We start from the raw sequence: 23,566 nt of genomic DNA, 5'->3' as shown, positions 1-23,566 counted from the left end.
AGGAAAGCCGCTGTGAATTTGGATAACAACGACTTTAAACCGGACTACGTACGGCCTCGGAGCCGCCTTACTGGGCTTTAATGATTGGGATAAGCTTTTGAAGTTCTTCGAACCGCTTCTCGTCCGGTTCCGGATTCTGGATGGGTAATTTTTTTAGCTCGTCGATGATAATTTGACCAACCAGCAAACGCATGTTCTTTTTGTCGTCGGCCGGGATAACGTACCAGGGGGCTTTGTCGGTGGCGGTTTCGTTGATGCAGGTTTCGTATGCATCCTGATAAGCATCCCAGAACTCCCGCTCTTTTACGTCGCCTTCCTCAAACTTCCAGTTCTTTTCGGCATCTTCGATCCGGGCAATGAGTCGGTCGGCCTGTTCTTCTTTGGAAACATGCAGGTAAAACTTGACCGTTGGAAAGCCATTGCGGTTCAAAAAGGTTTCCATATCCCGGATCGCTTCATACCGGTGTTTAAAGAGTTTGTCCAGGTCTTCGGTTACTTTCTCGGGCAGTCGCTGACTCTCCGTCAGGATTTCAGGATGAACTTTGGTTACCAGCACTTCCTCATAATACGACCGGTTAAAAATGCCAATTTGGCCCCGTTCGGGCAGTTCGCGCCAGCTGCGCCATAAAAAGTCGTGGTCGAGTTCCTGATCGGTGGGGCGTTTGAACGAATACACCTGCACCCCGGCCGGATTGGTTCCGGTAAACACGTGCTTAATGGTACCATCTTTTCCGGCGGCATCCAGCGCCTGAAATACAACTACTAATCCATACCGATTATGCGAAAACATCCGCTCCTGCCATTTGTCGATCTCGGCCGACTGCTGCCGGAGCAAGGCTTCGTAATGGTCATCGTCTTCGTAGAGGTCATCTACTTTGGTAGGTGCTTTTTTGATCTTAAAGGGCTTATCTCCATCGTAACGGAAACGGTCGGTGTCGAAATCTTTCACAGGCACGGGGGCGCAAACTTTACGCGGATCAGTTATGTTATTCGTTTGACTTTACAACCACAAACCTAACGAATGGTTGCGATTACACTTCGCAAACTAACTGCTTCACTAATAACGGCGCTTACTCCGGCTTCCGGTCGTGTATCTGTCCGTGCATTGGTAGGGCAAACAAAACAAAACCGTATGAATACCGATCAATCTGCCAATCTGGCCAAAGCAACGTTTGGAACGGGCTGTTTCTGGTGCACAGAGGCCTTATATGAATCACTCGACGGCGTCATTGGCGCGGTATCCGGCTATGAAGGGGGGCAAAAAGCTAACCCAACGTATAAGGAAGTATGTACAGGCACCACCGGCCATGCCGAGTGTGTTGAGGTAACCTACGACCCGGCCAAAATTACCTATCAGGAGTTGCTGGAAGCGTTTTTCCGCAGCCATGACCCAACCTCGCTGAATCGCCAGGGCGAAGACGTTGGTACGCAGTACCGGTCGGTGATCTTCTACCATAACGACGAGCAGAAAGAACTGGCCGAAACAGCGAAAGTCGAACTTGATAAGTCCGGTGCCTATGACCGCCCGATCGTAACCGAGATCAGCCCCGCCGAAACCTTCTACGAAGCCGAAGCGTACCACCAGAGTTACTTCGCCAACAACCCTAATCAGGGCTATTGTGCCTTCGTCATCGCGCCAAAAGTTGACAAGTTTAAGAAGGTATTTAAGGAAAAATTGAAGCCGCAAAACGCTTACTAAGAGAAGTATGGTGAAGACCCCACAGGGCTCTGAATTATACGAAATTTTTATGGATGAGGCAGAAGCCCCGGCAATAGTCGGGGCTTTTGTTTTGGCGGCTGTAAACGTTGGCGAATCAGCCGACCCCATCCGCCACTTTTTTCACTAGTTCACTTGATACAACGACCACAATACCGCTATCCGCTTTAATCTTGAGCCTGCCCGAGCTAGTCCAGGTTAGCACAGTCCCTGCGTATTGACCTCGCTCGTAGCCGTTTATACGTTTCGTAACCCGCACCCGATCACCTGACGAAATGACCATTTTCATGACTAAAGACTAGTTAAGGCCAAAGTAATTCACTATGATATAGTTGCAATATATATAACAAATATATTATATAGCAGTTTGTTTGGCTTAGACACCGCTATATGATTGATTGGATAGACTATCTACCCCCCGAAAACATCTTCCTGACGGACCCCACCCGGCGTAAAGAATTACCCTTCTTTGATACAGCCGTGCAGGCGGGTTTCCCTAATCCAGCGGACAACTACATCCGTCAGCGGCTAAACCTTCAGGATTTGTGTGTGCTGCATCCGGATAATACGTACTTCGTTAAGGCAGTCGGCGAGAGCATGCTGGGAGACTATATTTTTCCGGGTTCTATTCTTGTCGTCGACTCAACCAGGCCAATCGAAACGGGGATGGTCATTGTTATCTGGGTCAATGAGGGCTGGTGTGTTAAGCGCTATATTGATAAGAGCCCCATGATCGTACTGGAATCCAGTAACGAGAACTATGCTCCTATGTACCTGCATCCTGACCGGGACCGGGTAGCCGTTCTTGGTGAAGTAACCTACATCATCTCAAAACCGCCCCGGTATGCCCGCCCCCGTTGATACCCTTTATCACTGGGTTTAGCAGCAGGTAAACAACATAATTGCTATGTACGCACTCGTTGATGCTAATTCGTTTTATGCCAGTTGTCATCAGATATTCAGGCCCGAACTGGAAGCTAAACCCATTATCGTGCTGTCTAATCGGGATGGTAATGTGGTCGCTCGCAGTGCCGAGGCTAAAGCGCTAGGTATTAAAATGGGGCAACTTTTCTTTGAGACCAGAGAACTTGTCGACGCGCATGAGGTAGTTGTATTCTCCTCCAACTACGAGTTATATGGCGATATCTCCGCCCGGTTAATGAGCTTGTTAACTCAGTTTACGCCCGACGTTGAGGTTTATTCAATTGACGAAGCATTTTTGCAACTGGAAGAGTATACCGGCATTTACCCGACCTATCGAGGCCTGGGCCAAACCATACGCGATTCGATCAGGCAATGGCTACGGCTCCCGGTAGGTGTTGGCATTGGTCCAACGAAGACCCTGGCCAAAGTGGCTAATCGTCTGGCCAAGATCAAGCCTGAACTTAACGGCGTCTGCGTACTGGATACGAAAGAGAAAATTGACGAGGCACTGTGGGGCTTTCCGGTTGAGGAGCTATGGGGTGTAGGTGGCCGCTCGGCTAGTAAGCTAAAAAAACAAGGTATTCGAACGGCCTATCAACTTCGAGAGGTCAATGATGACTGGATCGGGCGGGTGATGACCGTGAACGGATTGCGGCTGGTTCATGAACTAAGAGGGCTGCCCTGTAAGCTGCTGGAGGTAAACCCACCGCCCCGAAAAGCGATCTGCACTGAACCCGGCTTTGGTAAAGTCATTCCCGACCTGAACAACATCACCGATGCGTTGACCACTCACTTATCAAGAATTTGCGAGAAGCTACGCAAACAAGAGTCTTTGTGTGGTGCAGTTACGGTGTGGCTGCGAACCAACCCGCACCGGCGGACACCGGGAAACTACTTGCCCGCCAAGCAATACAGCAGTAGTGTTACGGTTCGGCTTCCTCATCCAACCAGTTCTACGCTGGAGATTATTAAGTACGCCGAATCGGGCTTGAAAGCAATTTTTAAATTCGGCTATAACTACCAGCGGGTGGGTATTATGCTCACGGACCTGGTACCTGCGGACTATCGGCAGGTGGGCGTGTTTGCTAAGGGACCGGACGAGCGGCTGATTCGACTCTCGGCCGTAGTGGACAAGGTCAATAAACGATATGGTCAGGATAAGCTACGGCTGGCGTCACAGATGTACAATCCGGAGTGGCCGATGAAGCCAGCGTACCTCTCACCAAGGTATACGACGAGATGGGAGGATGTACTGGAAGTGAAATGAAGAGTTAGCAGACAGGTAGTAACGTTGAAGAAACTTCAGTAGGGGATGAATAAGAAAGCTACTAAAGCAGTAGTTAAAGTTGAGAAACAAGTAGGTCAGGCTCCTGACAACTTTGAAATTAATCCAGGTTGGAAGATTACCGCTGGCAAATTGATTCGACTACATACAGGTGAGAATAGTAAATACTACGAACAGTATTAAAAATAGCTAACCGCGAGTAACTTAATTGCTCTAACGGATCACAAAAAGAGGTTGCTCAAGCGGGTAGTCTTTTTTTATGGACATGGCTTTTGCGGATAGGTTCTTTAGACTATCGCCAAAACAGGAATACCTTTATTTATAGGTAACTAATTTTAAGTTAATGGACAGTAATTTTAGGGAATGGTAAAGTACACGACCGATAAATAAGTGAATACCTTTTGCGCTTGGTGGGGCGTCAGATACGCGTTTACTTTGTCTGGAATTCTAACATAAATCGGTTTATTCAGATGAAAAAATTTAACTTTTCTATTTTACTTCTTCTTGGCTTATTGGCCGGAACACAATCATTTGCACAATACGTCCCGGATAAGGGCTCAAAGTTATTAAACCTGGGTATTGGCGTAGGTGGTTACGGCGGCATCGGGTTTGGGGGCGGTGGTGTTGCTTTTGGTGGTTCTTTTGAAGCCGGAGTCGCTAAGAATATCACCGTGGGTGGCATTGCCAGTTTCCGGTCTTACTCGGGGTTTGGCTCTTATTATAGCATTGGGGCAAGGGGTTCTTATCATTTCAATGAATTGCTGAACATGTCGGATGAGAAAGTAGATCTATACGCAGGTTTGGGATTGATCTATAGTGGATTCTCATATAAAGATGGCTATCTAAGTTCTGCTTACAACTACGGTGGGATTGATCTGGGTTTACACCTTGGTGGCCGGTATTTCTTTTCCGACAAGGTTGGTGCCTTTGCCGAAGTTGGCGTGGGTGTTGCCCCGCTTCAGTTAGGCGTTACGTTTAAGCTGTAAGTGTTGTCCTGATAAAGCAGGTATAGTTTTTGTAAAGAAGGCAATCCCGGTCGCTAAATGGCCGGGATTGTTTATTTTTGGGCGTAGTCAATACCCACCGTCCATGAATCCTGTCCTTTTGCTACTTGCGGGTAGCCTCGTTTTGCTGTCTCCTCAAACCATTGATCGCCTGTCGGCTACGGTTACCACCCGGCAGGTTCAGCAGGGTAAATCCGTTACTATTCGGGGTGAAATGTTTTACCAGCGCAATGGGAATATGGTAACCCACTTTACCTTCCCGCGTGAAGTGGTTATCCTGGCCAATAAACTCGGCGAAACCCGAATCTATGATCCCCGCCGAAACGCCGTTATTCGCTATCAGAACGAATCATTCAGTACGCAGACCACCCAGCTGGCTTTTTTTCTGAATGGTACGACCTCCGATATGGGCCTGAGCCGTTTGGGATTCGTTCAGGATAAAACAACAGCCAACGGCAAACTGCTGATTACGGAGTGGCGGCTTAAAACGCCCAACGCTAAAATGCCCATTCAGCGGGTACGGATTGTCTACGACCGGGCCAACCCGATCTATATGCACTATACCGATAGTGCCGGAAAAATCATTCGGAAAGTGTTCTACTACGACTATCAGCCCATCGAGGGGCGGCCGTTTCCGGCTACCACAACTGAAATAGTCTACCAGGACAAGGACTCGACCGTGTCGAAAACGGTTTACGCCGATTTTCGGCTGAATCACGCGGCCAACAGTTCATATTTCGATTACGTCATTCCAGCAACGGCCAAAACCGATCAATGAGGCTGGCTGTAGCACTGCTGGTCGTTACTCTGGGAGGAACGACCAGCCTTCGGGCGCAGGTACCCGTATCAGATCAGCAACTGCTGGCCGACCGTGATTTCCAGAATAGTGCCGCTTTTGCGCAGTATCGTGGGGTTGGCAATTCAGATCGGGTGGTGCAATACCGGAAGCAAAACTGGCTGGCGCAGTATAATCCGGTTTCGCTGGCCTTAAAAACAGCTATGCTGGGCTACCAGCGGCTGATGTCGCAGCAACTGGCCCGAAGCTGCCCTTACCAGATTACCTGCTCCAACTTCAGCAAACAGGCTATCGAACAATATGGCATTATAAAAGGGGTATTCCTGAGCGCCGACCGCATCATGCGTTGTAATCGTATCGGTTTGCTGGATGTACCACCAATGGACATAAGCCCCGCTGATGGTACCATTCTTGACCCTCTGAGCCGTTACCGATGAGAATACTTCGTTATTGGCTGTCGGTGCTAGTCTGCTTTCTGCTAACACCCGGTTTCTGCCAGACCGGCAATTTTAGTCATGAATGGCAATTTGCCCGTTACTTATCCGAGAAGGAAGCGAACGACGAGGCCGCTTTCGTGCTTCATGCATTCAATAAACAATCGCTTACAGCTTCGCAACTGGACTCACTGGCCTACCTGACGGGCTGGCTGGCTTACAGTACAAAATCGCTGGATGAAGCCAGTAGTCACTTGTTGTCGGTATCGCCGACATCATCCTTCTATAATAAATCCCGCTACTTTGGCGCGTATTGCCTGGCGTTTCAACACCAGCTCGATTCGGCGGGTGCGATCATGCAGGAACTTCCAGCTACCGACTCTACACTGATCGAGTTAAAGGCTTTTGAACAAGCCGGTGTAGCCCTTCTGCAACGCCGTTATAGCCGCTATGACACCCTCCGCCAACAGTTCAGTTATTCTTCCTATGCGTTAAGTGCCGAAGAGACCCGGCTGGATGCTTACCGGAAGGGGCTAGCAGCTCAAAAACGGCGCTCACCTGCACTGGCAGGCCTATTTAGTGCTGTTTTGCCGGGTTCAGGGAAAGTGTATGCAGGAAAATCGAAACAGGGTATAGCTGCTTTTTTACCGTTGCTGACGCTGGGTTTGCTGACCTGGGAAGGCTACCGGAAAGATGGTTCCACAAGTTTGCGTTTTCTGGGGTTTGGCTCGCTCTTCACCGTGTTTTACATAGGCAATATCTGGGGAAGTACGCTGGCCGTAAAAGTCCGGCGCGATGAATTTAACCGGGGTTATGACAACAAGATTTTGTTTGATATGCACATTCCTCTGCGGAATCTGCTCAATCGCTAGCGCGCAGAACCCGCTCGCACAGGCCGATTCTCTCTTCGCATCAGGCCAGTTTCTGGTGGCTCGTGTGGGCTATGAGCGTGTATTGTATACTGCCGAATCGCCGGATATACAGGTTGGGGCGGCTATGGGTAAGGCCCGCTGCCTGAAACAGCAGGGGCTATATGCACAAGCCGTTGCGTTTCTCAACGGTCAGATTCAACCCAGCTATCCAGATAGTTTGCTGTATTCGCTTCGGCGGGAGCAGATCCTGTGCGCGTACCTGGCCGGACAGTTTGAGAACGCACTATCATTACTGGAGCGGTTGCCTTATCTGCACTCCGATGTGCCGGTATCTCCATTGCTGATGGCTATTAGAGTGCTTTCTCTGAACGAATTACGGCGCTGGCCCGAAGCATCGGTAGCCTATCACGAATTGGCAGTGATGGCCCAGACAGACACATTGTCGGTACCTTACCGGCAAGTACCCGAACTAAAAAGCGAAAAGAAAGCCCAATGGCTCTCGACCTTTATTCCGGGTGCCGGACAATTCTATGCGGGCAGACCCGGCGAAGCAGTTCTAAGCATCGTTATGCAGTCGGCGGGTTTGTATTTTGGGGTTACAAGCTTTTTGCAGGGCTATTACCTATCCGCCTGGGGTGTTGGAGCGGGTTTATTTGGTTCGTTTCACGCGGGGGGCGTGCGGAGGGCGGAGGTGCTCGTACGGCAGTTAAATCAACGCAAGGCGGCTGCGTTTAATGCGAATGTACGTCAGCAGGTGCTGGAGATGGTGAAGTAGTGAAGTGGGTAGTAGAGCGGGTAAGTAGCTGGCAAAAATCTTGCTTATGCATTAGCTACTGACTCACTCCACTACCCAACCCACTTCATTAATCACTAGTTATTCGCCCACATGAAAAACTTCGAATTGTCGACATACGGAGAAATATCTTCGTTGTGCATGATCAGCACGATAAAGTCGACCAGGGGGACAACGCCGAAAATACCACCACAGGTCAGGATGTAGCCAACCCAGGTCAGGGTTTGCGTACCCAGATATAAGCGGTGAATACCCAGACCGCCAAGGAAAAAGTTCAGCAAGATGGCCGGAACAAATTCCTTGCTTGCTTTTATACGAGCAGTACCGGTTAAGCTACCGGCTAATTGCTGGCTCTCCAATAGGTTGGTACTTACAGCGGCAAGGCTAACGTCTTCGCTCTGGGCGATTAGCTGTTCCACTTGCTGATCATTAATTAAATATGCGTCTGCGGAGAGATCGGCAGCACGCGTTGTCAAGGTTGCCACGGTGAGCAGGCAAAAAATCAATAGATATTTCATGTTCATAAAAAGTGTGTAGTTACCCTCAAAAATACAGATAATACTGAGAGATAAATACCCGGATTCTAAAAACAGATGGTCTTTAATGTCAACACATGTTTCTTACTTATTATTCATTCAGTTTGTCCGTTTTGACCATAAGCTTTTGCGGCTATGGCAAGTAAATAATTGACGCGACGCGGTAGAATTACTCAATGCGGCCATTCATCCCTGATCCAGTTAGTTCTTTGCTCCACCCGATACTTTGCCCGCTTTGGCCGGAACGCCGGGCTGCGTGATCTCGAAATTCTCTTTCTGCTTAGCATCGGCTACCATTTTCCGAACATCGGCCAGTAACTTTTTTGCGTCATAAACTACGCCGTCTTTCACGGTATAAGTAACCCCACCAACGCGCTCTACTTCGTTTTTGTCGTTCAGGTGAATAGCCCCCGTACCATACAATACCTTCAGGTTGGCGAGCGGGTTCTGGTCGACAATTACAAAATCGGCCAGTTTGCCGACCTCAACCGAGCCGATCTGGTCGGCCATGCCCAGTGCTTCGGCACCTTTCAGGGTGGCTGCCCGGATTACCTCGAGAGGGTGGAAACCGGCTTCGCGGAGGAGTTCGAGTTCGCGGATGTAAGCAAAGCCGTAAAGCTGGTAAATGAAGCCCGAATCAGAACCCGCCGTCACGCGCCCGCCCCGATTTTTGAATTCGTTTATAAAGGCCATCCAAAGCTGGTAGTTTTTCTTCCAGGCTACTTCCTGCTCCGTGCCCCACGAATGCCAGTACGACCCGTGCGAAATCCGGCTGGGGCCGTAGAAACGCCACAGGCTTGGCATCGTGTAGTCGTCGTGCCATTCGGCACGCCGGGCCAGCATCAGCTCCCGGTTGGCTTCGTAAATGTTGAAGGTTGGGTCGAGGGTAAAATCCAGCCCAATGAGTTCGTCCATCACCTTATTCCAGCGCTCAGTGCCTGGTTTGGCAGCCTGTTGCCAGAGGTTCCCGGCTTCTTCAAAGCGGTTCTGTTCGTTGTTGTAGTTGTAATTGGCAGGGTAGTTCTGAACCGTCTTGTCGTCGAACAGGGCTTCGGGCAGGCCGTACCAGTGTTCGAGGGAGGTCAAACCGGCTCTGGCCGTTGCCAGCGCGTTCATTCGGGCTACTTCCAGCTGTGCGTGGTGGCAGGCCGAGCGCAGACCCAGCTTCTTGTTTTCTTCCAGGGCTGCCCGGAATATAGTGGGTTCAGCCCCGAAAAACTTGATGCCATCGGCCCCTTTTTTTGCGTTTTGCTGAACCCAGGTGCGGGCTTGCTCTACGGTGCTGATGGGTTCTTTAGCCCCCTGCCCGAAAACGGTGTACGCTTTAATGCGGGGAGCGGTAATTTCGTTCCGGTCACTTTTGGCCCGATGCTCAAGTACCCAGTCGAGGCCATTGCCGCATGATGGGTCGCGAATGGTAGTAATGCCGTGCCCAAGCCAGAGTTTGAAGACATACTCGGCACTAGCGCCCTGTGCCTGGCCGCCAATGTGGCCGTGCATATCAATGAAGCCGGGCATCAGATACATGCCTTCGCAGTTCAGCTCTTTATCGCCGGGTGATACCTGCGGACGACTTTTTGGGTCGATCGGAACGCCGGGATAACCTACCTGCCGAATTTGCGTAATCCGGGTTTTCTCGACCACAATATCCATCGGTCCAACGGGTGGGGCACCGGTACTATTAACGAGCGTAACACCCCGGATGATGAGTTTGCCAAAGGGGCCATCGCCTTCGTGCCGGGGCGGAGACTTTTCTACCTGAGCCGATAAGGAGTGAATAATGAAGAATGTAAAGTGAAGAATAAAAGCTAGGTGGGCGAGAGGTCGTATCATTATTAAGGAAATCGTTTCGGTAAACAGTTGTAAGATAAGCTAAACTGCCAGACTTTTGCAACGCAGTCAGTACCAGACTGTCTCACCATGAAAACGTTCGTCACGAAAAACTTCCTGCTGATCATCCTCATCCTGGCTGTCGGGTTTGCGTTTGCCATAAAAGCGACCGTTTTTCAGAAACCGCCTGTTGCTGCGTCACCACCTACGTCCATCGTTTTGCCTGCGGCCTTCACAGCCTACTGGCAGGCCGGAAAAGCAGAAGTAAACACCTACCGTCTCGAACAGGCTCAGGCGGGGGCGCTACATGCGGGGGAGGCCCGGCTGATCTTTGCCGTCGAAGACTTTCGAACCGATACCCAGATTCGGGCTATGACCGAAGCCAGCCGCGACAAGGCCGTTCCGGTGCTGAAAACAAATCTGTTCAGAACCTTTGCCGCTGGTTTGGAAGATTATTCGCTGGCTACATCGGTGTTCACACCCATCAACAGCCCTATTTTTACGAATACGCTGAAAGTCAGTACTACAGCGCAGGACTGGTCGGGGCATAGCTACCTTCAGCTCAACTACCGGACGAATGAATATCAGGTAACGGGCAAATCATACATTGAGCCGGAAGCTGACGAAACGTATACCGTGCCCAAAGCGTTGCTGGAAGATGAACTCTGGAGCCGTATTCGCATCGACCCCGGCAAACTGCCAATTGGTGAAATTCAGCTTATTCCGGGTACCATAACAGCGCGGCTGCGGCACCGGAAACTCGAACCGCTGGCGGCCCGGGTGAAACTAGAACCTTATGAAGGGATTCTGTATCCGGGAAAGTTACTCAAATCGTACGTCATCGAATATCCGACCGACGACCGGTCTTTACGCATTATTTTCGAAGGCCAGTTCCCGCATACCATTGTGGGGTGGGCAGAGACATACCCGAGCAAAGATAACCTTCTCACATCCCGTGCCGTTTTAAAAAAGACCGTCCAATCTGATTACTGGAACCATAACACTCCCGCCGATACCTCTTTACGGGCGGCACTACTACGATAAGGACCATGCAACAACGACTTCCCGCGCCACAAAAACATACAGACAGGTACCTGAATACACTCACGAACTGGGCATTTTTCGCAGCCTTGTGCCTAGGCCTTTTTCCGGGCTGCTCATCATCACCGGATAAGCCGACTCCAGCCAACGACCCGGTCTATACCCTGATCTTCCTGGATAAAACCCGCAGTGTCGATGTCAACAAGGCGTTTGTGAACCGCAAGTACCAGCAGATGGTCGATGAGGTTATTGAACAGAATATCCGGCAGAAAGGCGATAAGCTGGAAGTCTATTTTATTCATGAAAATACGTCTAAAGCCCGCGCCCTGAACATTACCGTCCGCTCTGAGATGGAAGACGTATCGGCCGCCAGCCCAACCGACCGCGAAGCCGCCGAAACGGAATTCAAGCTCCTTCTCACCCGAGAAAAAGCCCAGATCCGGCAGCGGGTGCTGCAACAACTGATGGCGCAAAATACGGGTAGTTCGAATCGGGAGACCGACATCTGGGCCAGTCTGCCTGTTATTGCCAAAGCCAACGAATCCGGCGCAGCCGTGAAAGTCTATTACCTCAGCGACATGATCGAGAGCGTGAAAGGAACCGGCCGACGCGATTTCCAGGTGAAGCCCCCCAAAGATAACGCCCAGGCCGATGAGTGGGCCAAAGCCGATGCCGAACAACTCAAACGCTATACCATCGGTAGTCCCGCTATCACCATGGTGCTACCCTTCGAGCCCAACGCATCCGTTCGGGAGAATAACCCCGCTGTTACGCAGTACTGGCAAACGCTGTTTGCTGAGTTGGGTGCAGGCGTAGTAGAGGAGCAGTAGGTTGTTTTAATTTATAATACAAGGTCTTAACACAGAGACACGAAGTACACAGAAAGGTTCGAATTTGACGCTCTCTGTGCGCTCCGTGCCTTAAAACAGAAAAAGCCTACGGCAATTAGTTTACTCGCCCTCAATTCGGCTTCTCCGCCAGAACTTCCTGCCCCGGTATGTCGAAGTGATAGCCTTCCGAAAAACCGGAAAAGTCTTTCTTCAGGCAATACGACGTGAGTGAAAGCCCATCGCCATCGCGCCTAACCGACAGGTAATGAAAGAGGGGTTTGTAGTCCGTTGCCAGATCGGGTAACCGGGTGGGCGATACGTTCAGCGGTTGCCTCAGGCCACCACCCCCGCCAATGACCAGGAACGTTTTGCCTTCAAACTCGTAGCGCTCGAAGGCGTGCGAATGTCCCGTAATGAATAGACGCCCTTTCTGTGACCGCGTGTAGGCCGGAACAAATCGCTGCTGAACAAGCTTGGATGAGCCAACCAGCTTGCTGTTGGAGTAAGGTGCGTGATGACAGGTAACAATAACGACCTTTACGGCCGGGTCTTCATCAAGGTCTTTGAGCGTTTGTTCATACCAGGTCTGCTGTTTCACCAGATCGGCGATGGAGAGAATACTGAAATTTGAATTGAGCATTACAACCGCAACGCTATCCGTTATTTTGACGTAACCGGTTGGAATATGCTCTGGAAAGCGTTTCTGGAAGTTCTTCGCTCCTTTTCGGGGGCGTCCCATCACATCGTGGTTGCCCATAATGGCGTACACCGCCGTACCGACCGCCGTGCAACTTGCCAGAAACTGGTCAATGATGCGCCATTTGTTATTCCGGTAGCCCAGCGAAACGATATCGCCCAGCCAATAGAGAACCGCCGGTTTGAGCCGGATAATCTCATTGAAAATGGTCGTTGTTGCCTTTGTATTCTGGTGCGTCCGCAACACCAATCGTTCTACCCACATGGGAGCCTGAGTATCACTTAAAAACAGAATTTCCCGTTTATCCTCTTCCTGATTCATAATCTCAATTTATACTTGGTAGAGTGAGTAAGGGACTACTTCACTCACTCCACTGATCACGTTCAATTACCACGAATAAGGTCGCCAGACGAGTTGTAGTTCGGCCGTAAACGCAGCATTCTGGACGGCTACCGCATCAAACCATTTTACTTCGCCAGCTATTCTAAAACGACGGCCAATCGGATATGTGTATGAGGCAGCCGCCATCCAGCCCGGACTATTTGTATAGGCAGTAACCTTCCCGGCATAATCGAGGTGCGAATAATTGATGTAAAGGCCCGTTCCGGCCGTTACAGACAATCGGCGTGTAAGACTCCGGTCGGTGCCCCGCAGCCAGGCCAGCGGCATGGAAAATACCAGCAGGACAGGTATGGCCGACACGTACATACGGGCCGTTTCGCCCGCTACCCGGCCCCGGTAGCGATACATGGTTGTCCAGCCCGATTCCAGTCCGATGCGCAGCCGATGGTCAGGATACCACATTACCCGCAAAGAGGCCGGAGTTCCTAGCTTATTGAGCCGGGGTTCAGTAATCGTTTGCGGCACCCCCAGGTGAGAGGCATAGTACGATAAGCCGCCCCCTGCCGTTACCACAATCGTGTAGGGACCGCGTTTGGTATCGGTCGAGTCCTTTTCGAGTTGCTGAATCGGCTGGGCGATAGCCGTAGTCATGATCAAAAACAGGCTCATTAGCCCTGGTGGAATGTATAAAAAGGCCCGCATAAATTTATTGCTGTTCAACATAGTGATAGTAAGCTACAACCGGCGAGTAATTGGACAGAATACCATCAAAGTTGTTCTGGCTGATAAATTCGCGGATAAACTCCGGCTCGTCGAGCGTCCATACGTAGACCGTTAACCCGGCCGCTTTCATGGCCAGTACTTCATCCGTTTGTGGGCCAAGCGTCCAGCGGGGTGCCCAGATACGGGCACCCAAACCAAGCGTAGTCGCGGTATCCAGCTCGCACAGGATCGGGGTATTTTCCTTACTTGACAAAGCTTCATACGAGGCCACCGCCTGCGTGCTGGGCAAACCAATGACAATGCGGAGATCCCGGCCCGCAGCAATTGCTTTTTGCCGATACTTCTGTTGAATCTGCTGAACCTTGTCCATCGGCCCAATATATTTGGTATCGAGCCAGACGAAATTCAGCGACGTGTTATCGATAACGGTTTCCAGGGCCTCCTCCAGCGTCGGTATTTTTTCGCCATTGATGAGCCGAACCAGCGAACGGAGTTGCTGAAAGGTGTACGATTCGATAGGGCCGGTGAGGCCAGTCTTCTGAATAAGCCGCAGATTCAGCGTATTGTCGTGGTACAGAATCGGCACGCCATCTTTCGTGTAGCGCACGTCGATCTCAATGCCGTTAGCCCCTAATCGTGAGGCCAGTTTGATGATTTCGATGGAGTTTTCCGAAGCCGGCAGCAAATCCGAGGTCCGTCCACCGGATCGGTGAGCCATAATCGAGAAGGGCCTTTGGTTGAGCGGACGCTGGTACGTGAGTGTAAATGGCTGGATAGGCTCAGCTGCCCCGGCGCCATAACCGCCCGTCAGCACCAGCGTATCGCCCAGGAGCAGGCTACCCGAAAAGGCTTGTAACTGCCCGTTTCGTTTGGTTTTGACCGTCAGCCTCACCAGTCCTGTATTCGTATTGACCAGCTTTCTCCAGTAGCCATCAACGACCAGACTGTCGACTTTCTGATTGGCTTCGAGATTGAAAAATCCCGCGTCCAGGCCCGTAAAAATGGATAGATAATGGGTCGTGTCGGTCCCGTTCAGGGTGTACGTCCATTTCAGGGCTACCTGTTCACCAAATTGTGCGGCCCCGTCGCTAACAGCATAAACCCCTTCCATGGCCCGCCGAACGCCCGGTACAAACTTGCCCGAGCCCGGCGCACTAGTGAAATTATAGGGTACAGGTGCTTCATAGTCCTTCCGGCAACTGCTGATGGCGATGAGAACAAAACCTAGTAATAAGAGATTGGTCAGTTTCACAGAATAAAGCCGAAAATGAGTTGAGGATACAATAAATTTCTGTCGAAGGTGTCGTAGAGGGACCAGAGCTGCCAGTTGAAATTGGAGTAGGCCATCCGCACCCCCACCGATACACGGCGTTTGTTGTAAAAGGGCTGTTCGAGTACGGCAGCAAAGGCTACGCCATTCACGTCCCGACGGTTATACTCGACAGCCAGCGAACCAACCTGCGATCGATAATACAGGTCGATGATGGCTTCGGACCGAACCGTCAGTTGCAGATCCCGCGTGAGTCGATAACCAACGGATAGACTGGGGAATGTCTGAACACCGTATGCCTGGCTGTTAAACACATCTTTGATGCGCAGCGCACCAAACCAGCCGCTCACTTCATAACCAGCCCCTACCGCCAGCCGCTCTGTGACGGGGGTGGCCCAGCGTAGCCCTACGCTCAGATTGCTTTGTACAAACTGGGTCTGTATACGACCCGTCATGTACAGCTTCTGGCTCAAGGCGCGCTGGATGTTAAAGTCGATCGCCGGTACACTAACTCGTACCTCTTCGGTGATTTCCGGGGGCGTGGTGGTAAAGACGACGCCAACGGATCGTCGCCACTTTTGAAGCGGGGGCGCCTGCGGAAAGTAGATGCCCGTTTGTGCAGGCCAGGGTTTTGGTGTTTGGGCCGACGTGCCCGATGCAACAAGCATTAGTAAACAACTTACCCGGCCTAGTTTAGTAAAAATTCTTGCGATGGTGGCCACTTGACAGTTTATAGTGAAAGTCAGAAGAAATAAACTGCCCGAGTGGGACTTATGTTATAACAAGCCCTCATAAGGCATACGGAGAGCCGGTCCGAACGGAATTGAATAATGTGTAAAACCGACAAAAAACAACGATCTTTTTGCTCAAAAAAAGCCGTTTTCCATGAATAAAGTTGTATTTATTTTGTTCTATCTATAGAACGTAAACAACTCATATACAAGTAAAATGGAGTCTATTCACTTACCAAAACTAGCCACTCAAGCTGCCGAAACGACCGTTATGCGCTCCGGCCGACGGAAGGGCAACGGACAGGCTACAGCGGCCTTGTTGATTCAAATGGCAACCGAAATTTTAACGGCTTCGCCTACCCTTAGAAAGAAGGCAAACATTACGCTGATGGATCTGGCGGCTGCCGATAAAGTCAGGAAAGACTTGACCAAAAAGTCGGGAACACTACACTGACCGGACGGCCTATACGTAGTACAAACATGAGTCATCCCAACGTGTAGCAATTTAAATCTGGGGATGACTCATGTTTGTTTACAAAGTATTTTGTTAACCCGTCAACCGGGCGTATTGTAAGTTCGACAGGGGTAGACAACGGCCTGCTTTCGGCTTTTCCTCTGAATCAAAGGTTTCAGCAAGCCGATATTTTATGAAAATTTATTTATATATAATTTATTTCTTTTGAGTCAATTCATCAAATTTGATCTACAGTAGGCAGGTCGGGAAGCTTTTGTAAAAACCGTAGATGACTATAGCTCGTTTAAGCGAACTCACGTATCAGTTTATGCAGAGGAAACGGCTTTGGCTTCTATCCACTTATACATAATTATTGTATGGAATCATCTGGTAATCAGGCAGTAAATCGGTTAGATGCCAAATTGATTGAACTTATAAAAACGAATTTAACGGCCATAAGGCCAGACGTTGACTGGAGTCAGATCGAGTTTGAAGAAGATACTACGGGGAACAAAGTACGCTTACTGTCGAACGATCCAGCGCTTTGCGCCTGGCTCCAGCAAACAATTACGATAACCCGACCAGACTCTAACCAGCAGATTGTCATCTATCCGAACGCCTTTGCAGATAGGAAAATGTAAAGACAAACAGGCCGACGCTTGTTCAATCCTATAACTAAATGCCCTAGCTATTCAGTCTGGTAAACTGAGCAGCAAGGGCGTCTAGTAGCTATCAATCTTTACGCCGGTAAAGCGGGTTGTTTTGCCGGGTTGCCCCCGATTCATTTACTGCACTCATCCGGTCGCGACAGGCATTGTTTAGCGCTTGTCGTAACTAGTATGTCAGCTAACCGGCACTGTTGCCTGGTAGGGCTTATTCGCTGTACCGGTAACAGTTATGGCTACGTCCTTAAGCGTCAGTTCTGATGGAATCGTGAACGAAACCTGTCCCTGCTTATCCGTTTTTTTGAGCTTACTAAGCATCGCACGGTCGTTGTTCCAGCCACCAATCAGCGTGACGGTCTGATTTGCCATTGGGGTTTGTTTGTCATTCGTCACGGTTACGACGATGGTACTTCCTTTTTTTGCTGTAGCCGGATGCGTGACGATGAGCTTTTGGGGAACCGTTCGCCATAGGATCATTGCCGGGTCGCCGTACAGAGCCTGAGTGAACAGACACCACATCCCTTTAGAACCGTCTACCGATTGACGAAGTCCGGCTGCCTGACCTAAAGGGGCACCTGCGGCTGCCATTATCCAGAAAAACTGTTCGTACAGATACGTAACCCCTGTGTAGCCCATGTTGGTGTGACCCACGTACGCAACCGCACCTTTGCTGGCCATCGTGACCATCTTCTCTCCAAAAGTTTTGGTCCCTTCTTCGGGTGCACTGGTATGGCAGGCATCGCCATAGGCGATAAAATAGCCCGAGGTATTGGTCAGGGCGTCGATGGAGTTGGTGTCGATCCAGCAGGTTCCCCAGGGAGCGCCATGTCCTGTTAAACTTAGAAAGTGGGTTCCCTGACTGATGCCCTTCAGCAACCCCTGGGTGCGCAGTGGCAGGGCGGGCTGCGGCTCCGCCAGTGTTTCGGTATAATCGGCGTAGAACCGGCGTATAATAGAAAAGTCAGGGAACAACTCCTGCATCAGTTTGCGCTTTGTTTCCGCTTCAAAGGCCGCAAATTCGAGACCTTTGGCATCCGTCTGAATCTGTGGCGGCTGAGTTGTTGTGGTGAAGCCGGTGATTTCAATGAAGTTGGTCGCTTTGTCAACTACCTTCTGGCTGAACGTTTCGTCCATAAAATAAAACCGGGGCGATTCGATCTGGCTGATCGGGTTGTACGGAATCAGCAGATCTTTGTCATCGTAAGCGGCTTTTAGGTTGAAGTTAGGTGAAAAGGGACTATCCAGAGCCGCATCCGTAGTTGGTAGTAAATGCAGCCGTATACGAATGCTGTTGGCGGCCGGACTCGTTTTTTTCGTCACGCTGAACAGCCCCTCTTTTTCGGGATTTTCCTTCCCGCTGCTGTCTGGCCAGTAGCCCACAACGCCACCAAAATAATCGGCGGCAAACACCATTGTTTTCAAGGACTGATCGGCCACCGGACTATCGATGGTCAATCCTTCATAGGCCATCACTTTATCGACGAAGGCCGCGGCTTCGGTACCGCTGGTAACGGGTGCCCGGCCAACCCATATATCCTGCGTTGTCTTGTAGCTGTTCAGCAGGGGTTCTTCTTCTTTATTAATTGGGTTAAGCGCAAACATACCATACAGGCCCGACGCCAGCGGGTCGAAATCATACCGGCCAGGCACCGAATAGCAGGAGCCATCCACGCTGGCGTAATAGAAGTCGGTGGGAATGTTCCGGTCGTTACCCAGCCAGTAAAAGCCGTATGTACTGGAAACGCTGGTGTCGGGCCCTTCCAGGATCATGTAAATTTTGCTTAGGTCGTCTGTTTCCGGTTTAGCCAAACGCGTAAATCCCGTCGTTTTCTTGGCATCCGTAAACTCCGACTCTTTTGTAAAATACCAGCCGGGCTGCTGCGCTGAGGCATTCAGATTAAATGAGACGATCTTGCCCGATGTGGCGTTGCAGAGCGTTCGGAAGGGTTGCGTATCGTCGAATACCTGTTTTGTTTTGCCCGGATTCTGGGAGTCGGGCACTGTTCGGAGCGAAAAGGCGCCCGTACTGGAATCGTGGCGAAGTTTGGCAATCGTCTGACCAGGAATTTTAAAACACTTGCGAATGGACGGCACCGGGTCTGATACGTAAACAAAGTCCCAGCCATAATTCCCTTTATCACTCACGTAGCTAACCATGTTGCGCATGGGTACTATATCGGTATCGCCCCCGATGAGCAGATACCGGGTTTTCCAGCTTTTATACGCATACTTCACGAAGTTTCGGATTATTTCGGCCAGGTCACGCGCTTTCAGTCCGTTACCGCAGTCCGTAAAGTCACCCCATTTTAGACCGGTCGAACTGCCTCCCTGCACAATTTCAGATACCGTTACCACTTTTGCATCTATACCTCGTTTAGCTTTCCACTCGGCCAGCCGCAGAAAGTGACTGCCAGCCGTTTTCCCCGCCGAATCCAGCGGGAGCACATTGCCCGCAACCGGCTTTCCATTCTGGAACGTCCACCGCCGGTCGTCCGTAATAATCAGGTAGGGCGCGGTCGTAATGAAAAAGGGGATTCCTCCGGGAGGAATGCGGAAATCGCCCGGATTGACATTGGTAACCCCGTGGTTAAACTGAGTCAGTACAGACTGGTATCCCAGCGGAAAATTAAGTTTACGTAACTCAGTAACCGGCGCAGCAGGCAGGGGTATATCGGGCTGTTCTACCTCCAGGGTGTAGCTGAGATTGGGGTAGAGCAGGTATTGCTGCTGCCGCGGATCGTATTGCATAGGCCGGACCCGGATGGCTACCGAAAGTGTACGGTTTACTTCTTCGGTACGCTGAATCAGAGCCAGTTCCGTTGGCGCAGGTAATCCGCGCAGAATACGGGGCGACAATGTAGCCCGCTGACGACTGGCGGCCAGAATGCTGGCCCGAAGCACCGGGTTGGTATCGGGTACATCCAGCAGAACCGTTGGGACTGGCCTGGGATTTACCCGTTCGGGTAACCGCACTGGCTCACCCGGCTCCACTGTCAGCCCGATGATGCGACTGCCACTGGGTAACGTAATAAACTGTAATTGTTCCGGTAGCGTCGGCTCTCCGGGCTGTGTGCTCGGATAGAAGTCGGCCAGCTCAGGAACGTCGAATCCATCGGTATGACGAATCCGCAAACGCGCCTGATTGGCATTGGCCCGGCCCTGATGCCGTTGACGGACCCAGGTATACGCCTGCCGGGCATCGATGAATAAATCGGCGACCTGAGTCGAAAAGGCCGGATTGACGGTAACGGTCGTATCGGCGAGGGGCTGACGGGCATTGGGCGCGCGTAGCACCCGTACTACTACCACAACCGGCCGAATGGCCCGGGGCAGGTCGAGCAGCAGATGATAATCTCCCCGCTCATCCGTCAGCGTAGAGACAAGTAAAGTCTGTGGGGCATCCTGCCGGAAAGCCTGAACGGTCAGTCCTGTCGATAAATAGGTGTTGGTGGCGCGGTCGCGCACGGCCCCGGTTAATTGAATCTGCATTGTGTGAGTTGAGTTAACAATCGTTTTAGATTGGGTTTAACTCTTGAATAGTAGCAGATAAGGAGCCGATTGGAAACAAGTTTTGGGTAAACGGATATGAATAAATGTTCTTTTGAGTGAACGGTAGCAATTAAAAAAAGTCTGCCGTCGATATAAGACATATTTCGGGAGACGTTGTTCGCTCACCTCAAGCAGTAACCCTGTTCGGGCACTACAGTTTATCGGGGCCGATGGGCTGTGGAACCAGGTTTTCAACGGGTTTGCAGCTTTTCATATACGCGAAAATGGCTACCAGGTCTTCCTTTTTCATCCCTGCGTAATTGGGCCATGGCATAGGAGGCAGCAACGGGCGAGCGGTGCGAAGCCCTTTACTTTTACCTTCCGTTAGAGCAATAATAAATTGTTCTTCGGTCCAGTTGCCAATGCCAGTGGCATCCGGGGTTAGATTGGCTGCAAACGACACGCCCCACGGCCCCACGGCAATGGTGTTCATCGGGTGAAACAATACCCAGTCGGTCAGGGCATCTTTGGCTACTTTACCTACGGGTATTTTAGCCGGGTGGCCGGATAGCCCCAGTTGGGGATCGGGAATAGGGCCTTGCGCGGTCATGACTTTAGGTGCATGGCAGTCGGCACAACCCATAATCTTAACCAGGTATTTACCTTTTTCCAGTTGCGCTTTCGTGTAAGGAGCGTTTTTAATTACCCGCTTTGGAAGATCGGGCTTGCTGGTAAACGATACCAAACCTACGGTGCTCAGAAATAGCACGATTAATGCAGAAGCAAGGAGTTGTTTTTTCATGTGCAGTTAGTGGTTAAACGAAGGGCGCACTTTGCGTAAAAATGAGTAGTCGGTTCATGCTACGACCAAAAGCGTGCTGTATAGGGCACTGGTTCATTGAACCGCCTGACCGTCTCCACGCCCTGTTGATTTAGCAGGAGATCAGCCGCTACTCCGTGTTAACTTAACGGTAAGTAGCGCAACAACTCTCTGAACTCCAAATCCTTTCCCCGGAGAGTTACTGAGCGGTAGGCGCTGCAATTATTATTTTTTAGTATCAGTAAATAGGTTGACAATCAGAAGTATGGCTTATAAATACGCATAGGCTACTTTTACCAATCTGTTAGCAACAAAATGGAGTTACCGACTATTAAAATCTATAAGTGGAGTCCCAGTCCGAATCGGAGGTTTTAACGAACGGTTATCATTACTGATTAGGAAAAGTTCAGTATTGATCTGCTATTTTATTGTATTCGCTTGCGTTGTTACGTAGTCATCGAACAAAAGGTTAAGTCCTATGATGGATTGTTTGTTACGCTTAGTAACGGGAACACAAATGCCGCCCGGACCTTGTTCTGGACCGCTGGGGTGGAAGGCGTAATTATTTCTGGGTTAGCACCCACGAGCATTGGCAAAGGAAATCGGAATAGTGTTAACGCGTTTATTCAGGTGGATGGCTATGAGAACGTATTTCTGTTGGCAATAGTGGGGCGAAACGATTTTCATAAAGTGAGCCGATCAGGAACGTAAGAAGGGTTACTTCTTATTCAATAGCGCTTCTTTTGTGGCTGATTCCATCCCATTCATCCACCTGTAGCCGACGCGTCAGGAATAGTAGGCCTATATTTAAAGCAATAAAAAACCAGCCCGCGAAGTGCGTGGAAGCCCCGCCCAGAGGTTGTAGCAAAAGCATAAAGGCGATTCCAACACAAATCAGTACGTTGAGGAAGTGAATGAACGTACCTGAACGCAGGTAGAGCAGCTATCAGGATCGACCTGTTGAGTAAGGGATTAAAAAGGCCATACTAAGTCATACAAGTATCAGCCCGAATCCTGTTCATCTCACTGACTTTGGTCCCTCTACATTTTCGCCTACACAATCTTTGCTGAACAGACGAGCGTATTTACAAACAGTCAGCTTCTCACTTTTTTACATGAGTGTTGGCAAATTTTATGAAATTGCTCCAATCGTAGGCTGTCAAGTTATGTTCTCCATCCCGGTTATGGTAGCCCATTTGAGAAGAAACAACAGGCTGATTTATAGTCGGTGGGTTGGCTGGCAAACTTGATTTAATCCCGTATAACGCATTCACTTTCTCCGCCTGTTTCAACGATAAGAATGTTCCCGTTGGGTCGGCCCAAAGATCCTTTGATGCATTCGTAGCATACAGCGGTCTTGGGGCAACCGTGGCAATCAGCATATGCTGGTCTAGTGGTAAGGCATCTTCATTATTATTAAACTTTTTGTAGTTTGTTGCAAACCAATGAGGAAAAACGGTATTGATTCGACTAATCGTTTCGCCAAATCGCCTGTGAGATAAAGCAGCCCCCGTGTTGCCCGAACAGTTAGTCGCACACATGGCAAATCGCTGATCCTCGGCAGCCGCCCACAACGATGCTTTGCCGCCCCGGGAGTGCCCCACTACGATTACCTTTTTGGCGTCTACAGCGGCATCTTTTTCAAAATAATCCAGCGCACGGCTAGCGCCCCATGCCCAGGCACCTATGGCCTTCATCCCGTTATTCGCTGTCAATTGTTCCGGGTAAAGCTGAAGTACGCCATTGACGTAGTTAGCCGTATCATCAGGAGCCAGATCGCTCACGTGAAAAGCCGCAATAGCATACCCGCTATCAATCACCATCTCAGCCGGCCAGAAGTCACTTTTTTTCGCCCGGGTGGGGTCCGTATTATCTTTACCCCGGTTATTAATCAGCAGGAAAACAGGAACCGGGCCTTTCTGCTTGGTAGGTACGAAAAGAACCAGATTTATTTTCAGGGGCTTGTTGTTGCGTACAACCTCAATAACTACCTCTTTCAGGATGGCTTTACCTGCCATGGCGCTGGCGTTTTCATGTTTTATCGAGTACGTAAGCCGGTCATAGGTTTTGGGCATTTGGCCGTACACGTTCTCTTCAAACAGTTTGATGATTTCGGGCCGTCTTACGTTTTCCCAGGTCTCCTTGCTTTTAACTGCAACGTTCGTGGTTGTTTTTAAGACGTCGGGCAACGTATAAGGCGGAACTTTTGATTCGTCGTAATTGGCTACAAAACCAGGTTGAGCCTGCCCCTTGATTAATGCCAATAAGAAGAGGGAAGAAAGAATAAAAAATTTTAAATGTTGCATGACAATG

The 23,566-nt window shown here is 50.3% G+C and carries 25 protein-coding genes; 14 read left to right on the top strand and 11 right to left on the bottom strand.

Annotation, left to right across the window (positions count from 1 at the left end; translation table 11 throughout):
* Window positions 1–67 precede the first annotated feature (67 nt).
* The gene (locus NT073_RS01360; protein ID WP_297367608.1) at window positions 68–949 is read right to left on the bottom strand and encodes a PPK2 family polyphosphate kinase; all 882 of its coding nucleotides are present in this window, start codon (window positions 947–949) and stop codon (window positions 68–70) included.
* Window positions 950–1,132: 183 nt separating this feature from the next.
* On the opposite strand from NT073_RS01360, the gene msrA reads away from it, so the two are divergent.
* Window positions 1,133–1,699 carry a peptide-methionine (S)-S-oxide reductase MsrA gene (gene msrA / locus NT073_RS01355; RefSeq protein WP_297367606.1) on the top strand — a complete coding sequence of 189 codons (567 nt, stop codon included), beginning with the start codon at window positions 1,133–1,135 and terminating at the stop codon, window positions 1,697–1,699.
* Window positions 1,700–1,814: 115 nt separating this feature from the next.
* Here the strand turns inward: msrA and NT073_RS01350 are convergent, their stop codons facing one another.
* The gene (locus tag NT073_RS01350; RefSeq protein ID WP_297367605.1) at window positions 1,815–2,006 is read right to left on the bottom strand and encodes a hypothetical protein; all 192 of its coding nucleotides are present in this window, start codon (window positions 2,004–2,006) and stop codon (window positions 1,815–1,817) included.
* Between the two features lie 101 nt (window positions 2,007–2,107).
* Here NT073_RS01350 and NT073_RS01345 point away from each other — a divergent pair, with 101 nt between their 5' ends.
* The 8 genes from NT073_RS01345 (at window position 2,108) to NT073_RS01310 (ending at window position 7,807) form a co-directional block, all read left to right on the top strand.
* Window positions 2,108–2,578 carry a S24 family peptidase gene (locus NT073_RS01345; protein ID WP_297367600.1) on the top strand — a complete coding sequence of 157 codons (471 nt, stop codon included), beginning with the start codon at window positions 2,108–2,110 and terminating at the stop codon, window positions 2,576–2,578.
* Between the two features lie 46 nt (window positions 2,579–2,624).
* Window positions 2,625–3,908, top strand: coding sequence for a Y-family DNA polymerase (locus NT073_RS01340; RefSeq protein WP_297367597.1), 1,284 nt, complete (start codon window positions 2,625–2,627; stop codon window positions 3,906–3,908).
* 45 nt (window positions 3,909–3,953) lie between these two features.
* Window positions 3,954–4,109 (top strand): hypothetical protein, encoded by a 156-nt coding sequence (locus NT073_RS01335; RefSeq protein ID WP_297367594.1) that lies wholly within the window; start codon window positions 3,954–3,956, stop codon window positions 4,107–4,109.
* A 287-nt stretch (window positions 4,110–4,396) separates the two neighbouring features.
* Window positions 4,397–4,912, top strand: coding sequence for a hypothetical protein (locus tag NT073_RS01330; RefSeq protein ID WP_297367591.1), 516 nt, complete (start codon window positions 4,397–4,399; stop codon window positions 4,910–4,912).
* A 103-nt stretch (window positions 4,913–5,015) separates the two neighbouring features.
* Window positions 5,016–5,708, top strand: a complete 693-nt coding sequence (locus tag NT073_RS01325; protein WP_297367588.1) for a hypothetical protein — start codon at window positions 5,016–5,018, stop codon at window positions 5,706–5,708.
* A complete protein-coding gene (yidD, locus tag NT073_RS01320; RefSeq protein ID WP_297367585.1) occupies window positions 5,705–6,163 on the top strand; it encodes a membrane protein insertion efficiency factor YidD in 459 nt (152 codons plus the stop codon). The genes NT073_RS01325 and yidD overlap by 4 nt, the downstream gene beginning before the upstream one ends.
* Window positions 6,160–7,032, top strand: a complete 873-nt coding sequence (locus tag NT073_RS01315; RefSeq protein ID WP_297367583.1) for a hypothetical protein — start codon at window positions 6,160–6,162, stop codon at window positions 7,030–7,032. Before yidD ends, NT073_RS01315 begins: the two co-directional genes overlap by 4 nt.
* Complete coding sequence (locus NT073_RS01310; RefSeq protein ID WP_297367580.1) at window positions 6,974–7,807, top strand: hypothetical protein; 834 nt, start codon at window positions 6,974–6,976, stop codon at window positions 7,805–7,807. Before NT073_RS01315 ends, NT073_RS01310 begins: the two co-directional genes overlap by 59 nt.
* A gap of 95 nt (window positions 7,808–7,902) precedes the next feature.
* On the opposite strand, the gene NT073_RS01305 is transcribed toward NT073_RS01310, so the two are convergent.
* Window positions 7,903–8,349: a TM2 domain-containing protein gene (locus NT073_RS01305; protein ID WP_297367577.1), complete on the bottom strand. Its 447-nt coding sequence runs from the start codon at window positions 8,347–8,349 to the stop codon at window positions 7,903–7,905.
* Window positions 8,350–8,562: 213 nt separating this feature from the next.
* Entirely contained in the window at window positions 8,563–10,194 is a 1,632-nt protein-coding gene (locus NT073_RS01300; protein WP_297367574.1) for an amidohydrolase family protein, read from the bottom strand.
* An 87-nt stretch (window positions 10,195–10,281) separates the two neighbouring features.
* Here NT073_RS01300 and NT073_RS01295 point away from each other — a divergent pair, with 87 nt between their 5' ends.
* Window positions 10,282–11,235, top strand: a complete 954-nt coding sequence (locus tag NT073_RS01295; RefSeq protein WP_297367571.1) for a hypothetical protein — start codon at window positions 10,282–10,284, stop codon at window positions 11,233–11,235.
* Between the two features lie 5 nt (window positions 11,236–11,240).
* Window positions 11,241–12,062, top strand: coding sequence for a hypothetical protein (locus NT073_RS01290; protein ID WP_297367568.1), 822 nt, complete (start codon window positions 11,241–11,243; stop codon window positions 12,060–12,062).
* A gap of 130 nt (window positions 12,063–12,192) precedes the next feature.
* Here the strand turns inward: NT073_RS01290 and NT073_RS01285 are convergent, their stop codons facing one another.
* The 4 genes from NT073_RS01285 to NT073_RS01270 form a co-directional block, all read right to left on the bottom strand.
* Window positions 12,193–13,080, bottom strand: coding sequence for a metallophosphoesterase family protein (locus NT073_RS01285; protein WP_297367565.1), 888 nt, complete (start codon window positions 13,078–13,080; stop codon window positions 12,193–12,195).
* Window positions 13,081–13,146: 66 nt separating this feature from the next.
* The gene (locus NT073_RS01280) at window positions 13,147–13,752 is read right to left on the bottom strand and encodes a hypothetical protein (protein ID WP_297367562.1); all 606 of its coding nucleotides are present in this window, start codon (window positions 13,750–13,752) and stop codon (window positions 13,147–13,149) included.
* Window positions 13,753–13,807: 55 nt separating this feature from the next.
* Window positions 13,808–15,076 carry a glycerophosphodiester phosphodiesterase family protein gene (locus NT073_RS01275; RefSeq protein WP_297367559.1) on the bottom strand — a complete coding sequence of 423 codons (1,269 nt, stop codon included), beginning with the start codon at window positions 15,074–15,076 and terminating at the stop codon, window positions 13,808–13,810.
* Entirely contained in the window at window positions 15,073–15,762 is a 690-nt protein-coding gene (locus NT073_RS01270; protein ID WP_297367556.1) for a hypothetical protein, read from the bottom strand. Before NT073_RS01270 ends, NT073_RS01275 begins: the two co-directional genes overlap by 4 nt.
* 280 nt (window positions 15,763–16,042) lie before the next feature.
* Here NT073_RS01270 and NT073_RS01265 point away from each other — a divergent pair, with 280 nt between their 5' ends.
* Window positions 16,043–16,279, top strand: coding sequence for a hypothetical protein (locus NT073_RS01265; protein ID WP_297367553.1), 237 nt, complete (start codon window positions 16,043–16,045; stop codon window positions 16,277–16,279).
* A 377-nt stretch (window positions 16,280–16,656) separates the two neighbouring features.
* Window positions 16,657–16,920 (top strand): hypothetical protein, encoded by a 264-nt coding sequence (locus tag NT073_RS01260; RefSeq protein ID WP_297367551.1) that lies wholly within the window; start codon window positions 16,657–16,659, stop codon window positions 16,918–16,920.
* A 201-nt stretch (window positions 16,921–17,121) separates the two neighbouring features.
* Here NT073_RS01260 and NT073_RS01255 read toward each other — a convergent pair whose 3' ends face one another.
* Together NT073_RS01255 and NT073_RS01250 are read right to left on the bottom strand one after the other, a co-directional pair.
* Complete coding sequence (locus NT073_RS01255) at window positions 17,122–20,433, bottom strand: C25 family cysteine peptidase (RefSeq protein WP_297367548.1); 3,312 nt, start codon at window positions 20,431–20,433, stop codon at window positions 17,122–17,124.
* Between the two features lie 211 nt (window positions 20,434–20,644).
* Window positions 20,645–21,235, bottom strand: a complete 591-nt coding sequence (locus tag NT073_RS01250) for a c-type cytochrome (protein WP_297367546.1) — start codon at window positions 21,233–21,235, stop codon at window positions 20,645–20,647.
* Between the two features lie 456 nt (window positions 21,236–21,691).
* On the opposite strand from NT073_RS01250, the gene NT073_RS01245 reads away from it, so the two are divergent.
* Entirely contained in the window at window positions 21,692–21,964 is a 273-nt protein-coding gene (locus NT073_RS01245; RefSeq protein WP_297367543.1) for a hypothetical protein, read from the top strand.
* 392 nt (window positions 21,965–22,356) lie between these two features.
* On the opposite strand, the gene NT073_RS01240 is transcribed toward NT073_RS01245, so the two are convergent.
* Window positions 22,357–23,559 carry an alpha/beta fold hydrolase gene (locus NT073_RS01240; protein WP_297367539.1) on the bottom strand — a complete coding sequence of 401 codons (1,203 nt, stop codon included), beginning with the start codon at window positions 23,557–23,559 and terminating at the stop codon, window positions 22,357–22,359.
* Window positions 23,560–23,566: the final 7 nt, after the last annotated feature.

The sequence above is a fragment of the Spirosoma sp. genome (genome assembly GCF_026391055.1).
Taxonomy (GTDB): Bacteria; Bacteroidota; Bacteroidia; order Cytophagales; family Spirosomataceae; genus Spirosoma.
Note: the sequence above shows the minus strand (reverse complement) of the source record. Positions and strands in the feature narration are given on the sequence as shown.

What these genes read in the sequence shown, in the direction of transcription:
- NT073_RS01295 (WP_297367571.1), top strand. Translation starts at nt 10,282, where the DNA reads ATGAAAACGTTCGTCACGAAAAACTTCCTGCTGATCATCCTCATCCTG.
- NT073_RS01290 (WP_297367568.1), top strand. Translation starts at nt 11,241, where the DNA reads ATGCAACAACGACTTCCCGCGCCACAAAAACATACAGACAGGTACCTG.
- msrA (WP_297367606.1), top strand. Translation starts at nt 1,133, where the DNA reads ATGAATACCGATCAATCTGCCAATCTGGCCAAAGCAACGTTTGGAACG.
- NT073_RS01280 (WP_297367562.1), bottom strand. Translation starts at nt 13,752, where the DNA reads ATGACTACGGCTATCGCCCAGCCGATTCAGCAACTCGAAAAGGACTCG.
- NT073_RS01255 (WP_297367548.1), bottom strand. Translation starts at nt 20,433, where the DNA reads ATGCAGATTCAATTAACCGGGGCCGTGCGCGACCGCGCCACCAACACC.
- NT073_RS01285 (WP_297367565.1), bottom strand. Translation starts at nt 13,080, where the DNA reads ATGAATCAGGAAGAGGATAAACGGGAAATTCTGTTTTTAAGTGATACT.
- NT073_RS01240 (WP_297367539.1), bottom strand. Translation starts at nt 23,559, where the DNA reads ATGCAACATTTAAAATTTTTTATTCTTTCTTCCCTCTTCTTATTGGCA.
- NT073_RS01260 (WP_297367551.1), top strand. Translation starts at nt 16,657, where the DNA reads ATGGAATCATCTGGTAATCAGGCAGTAAATCGGTTAGATGCCAAATTG.
- NT073_RS01335 (WP_297367594.1), top strand. Translation starts at nt 3,954, where the DNA reads ATGAATAAGAAAGCTACTAAAGCAGTAGTTAAAGTTGAGAAACAAGTA.
- NT073_RS01305 (WP_297367577.1), bottom strand. Translation starts at nt 8,349, where the DNA reads ATGAACATGAAATATCTATTGATTTTTTGCCTGCTCACCGTGGCAACC.
- NT073_RS01315 (WP_297367583.1), top strand. Translation starts at nt 6,160, where the DNA reads ATGAGAATACTTCGTTATTGGCTGTCGGTGCTAGTCTGCTTTCTGCTA.
- NT073_RS01250 (WP_297367546.1), bottom strand. Translation starts at nt 21,235, where the DNA reads ATGAAAAAACAACTCCTTGCTTCTGCATTAATCGTGCTATTTCTGAGC.
- NT073_RS01300 (WP_297367574.1), bottom strand. Translation starts at nt 10,194, where the DNA reads ATGATACGACCTCTCGCCCACCTAGCTTTTATTCTTCACTTTACATTC.
- NT073_RS01270 (WP_297367556.1), bottom strand. Translation starts at nt 15,762, where the DNA reads ATGCTTGTTGCATCGGGCACGTCGGCCCAAACACCAAAACCCTGGCCT.
- NT073_RS01310 (WP_297367580.1), top strand. Translation starts at nt 6,974, where the DNA reads ATGACAACAAGATTTTGTTTGATATGCACATTCCTCTGCGGAATCTGC.
- NT073_RS01350 (WP_297367605.1), bottom strand. Translation starts at nt 2,006, where the DNA reads ATGAAAATGGTCATTTCGTCAGGTGATCGGGTGCGGGTTACGAAACGT.
- NT073_RS01345 (WP_297367600.1), top strand. Translation starts at nt 2,108, where the DNA reads ATGATTGATTGGATAGACTATCTACCCCCCGAAAACATCTTCCTGACG.
- NT073_RS01330 (WP_297367591.1), top strand. Translation starts at nt 4,397, where the DNA reads ATGAAAAAATTTAACTTTTCTATTTTACTTCTTCTTGGCTTATTGGCC.
- NT073_RS01325 (WP_297367588.1), top strand. Translation starts at nt 5,016, where the DNA reads ATGAATCCTGTCCTTTTGCTACTTGCGGGTAGCCTCGTTTTGCTGTCT.
- yidD (WP_297367585.1), top strand. Translation starts at nt 5,705, where the DNA reads ATGAGGCTGGCTGTAGCACTGCTGGTCGTTACTCTGGGAGGAACGACC.
- NT073_RS01340 (WP_297367597.1), top strand. Translation starts at nt 2,625, where the DNA reads ATGTACGCACTCGTTGATGCTAATTCGTTTTATGCCAGTTGTCATCAG.
- NT073_RS01265 (WP_297367553.1), top strand. Translation starts at nt 16,043, where the DNA reads ATGGAGTCTATTCACTTACCAAAACTAGCCACTCAAGCTGCCGAAACG.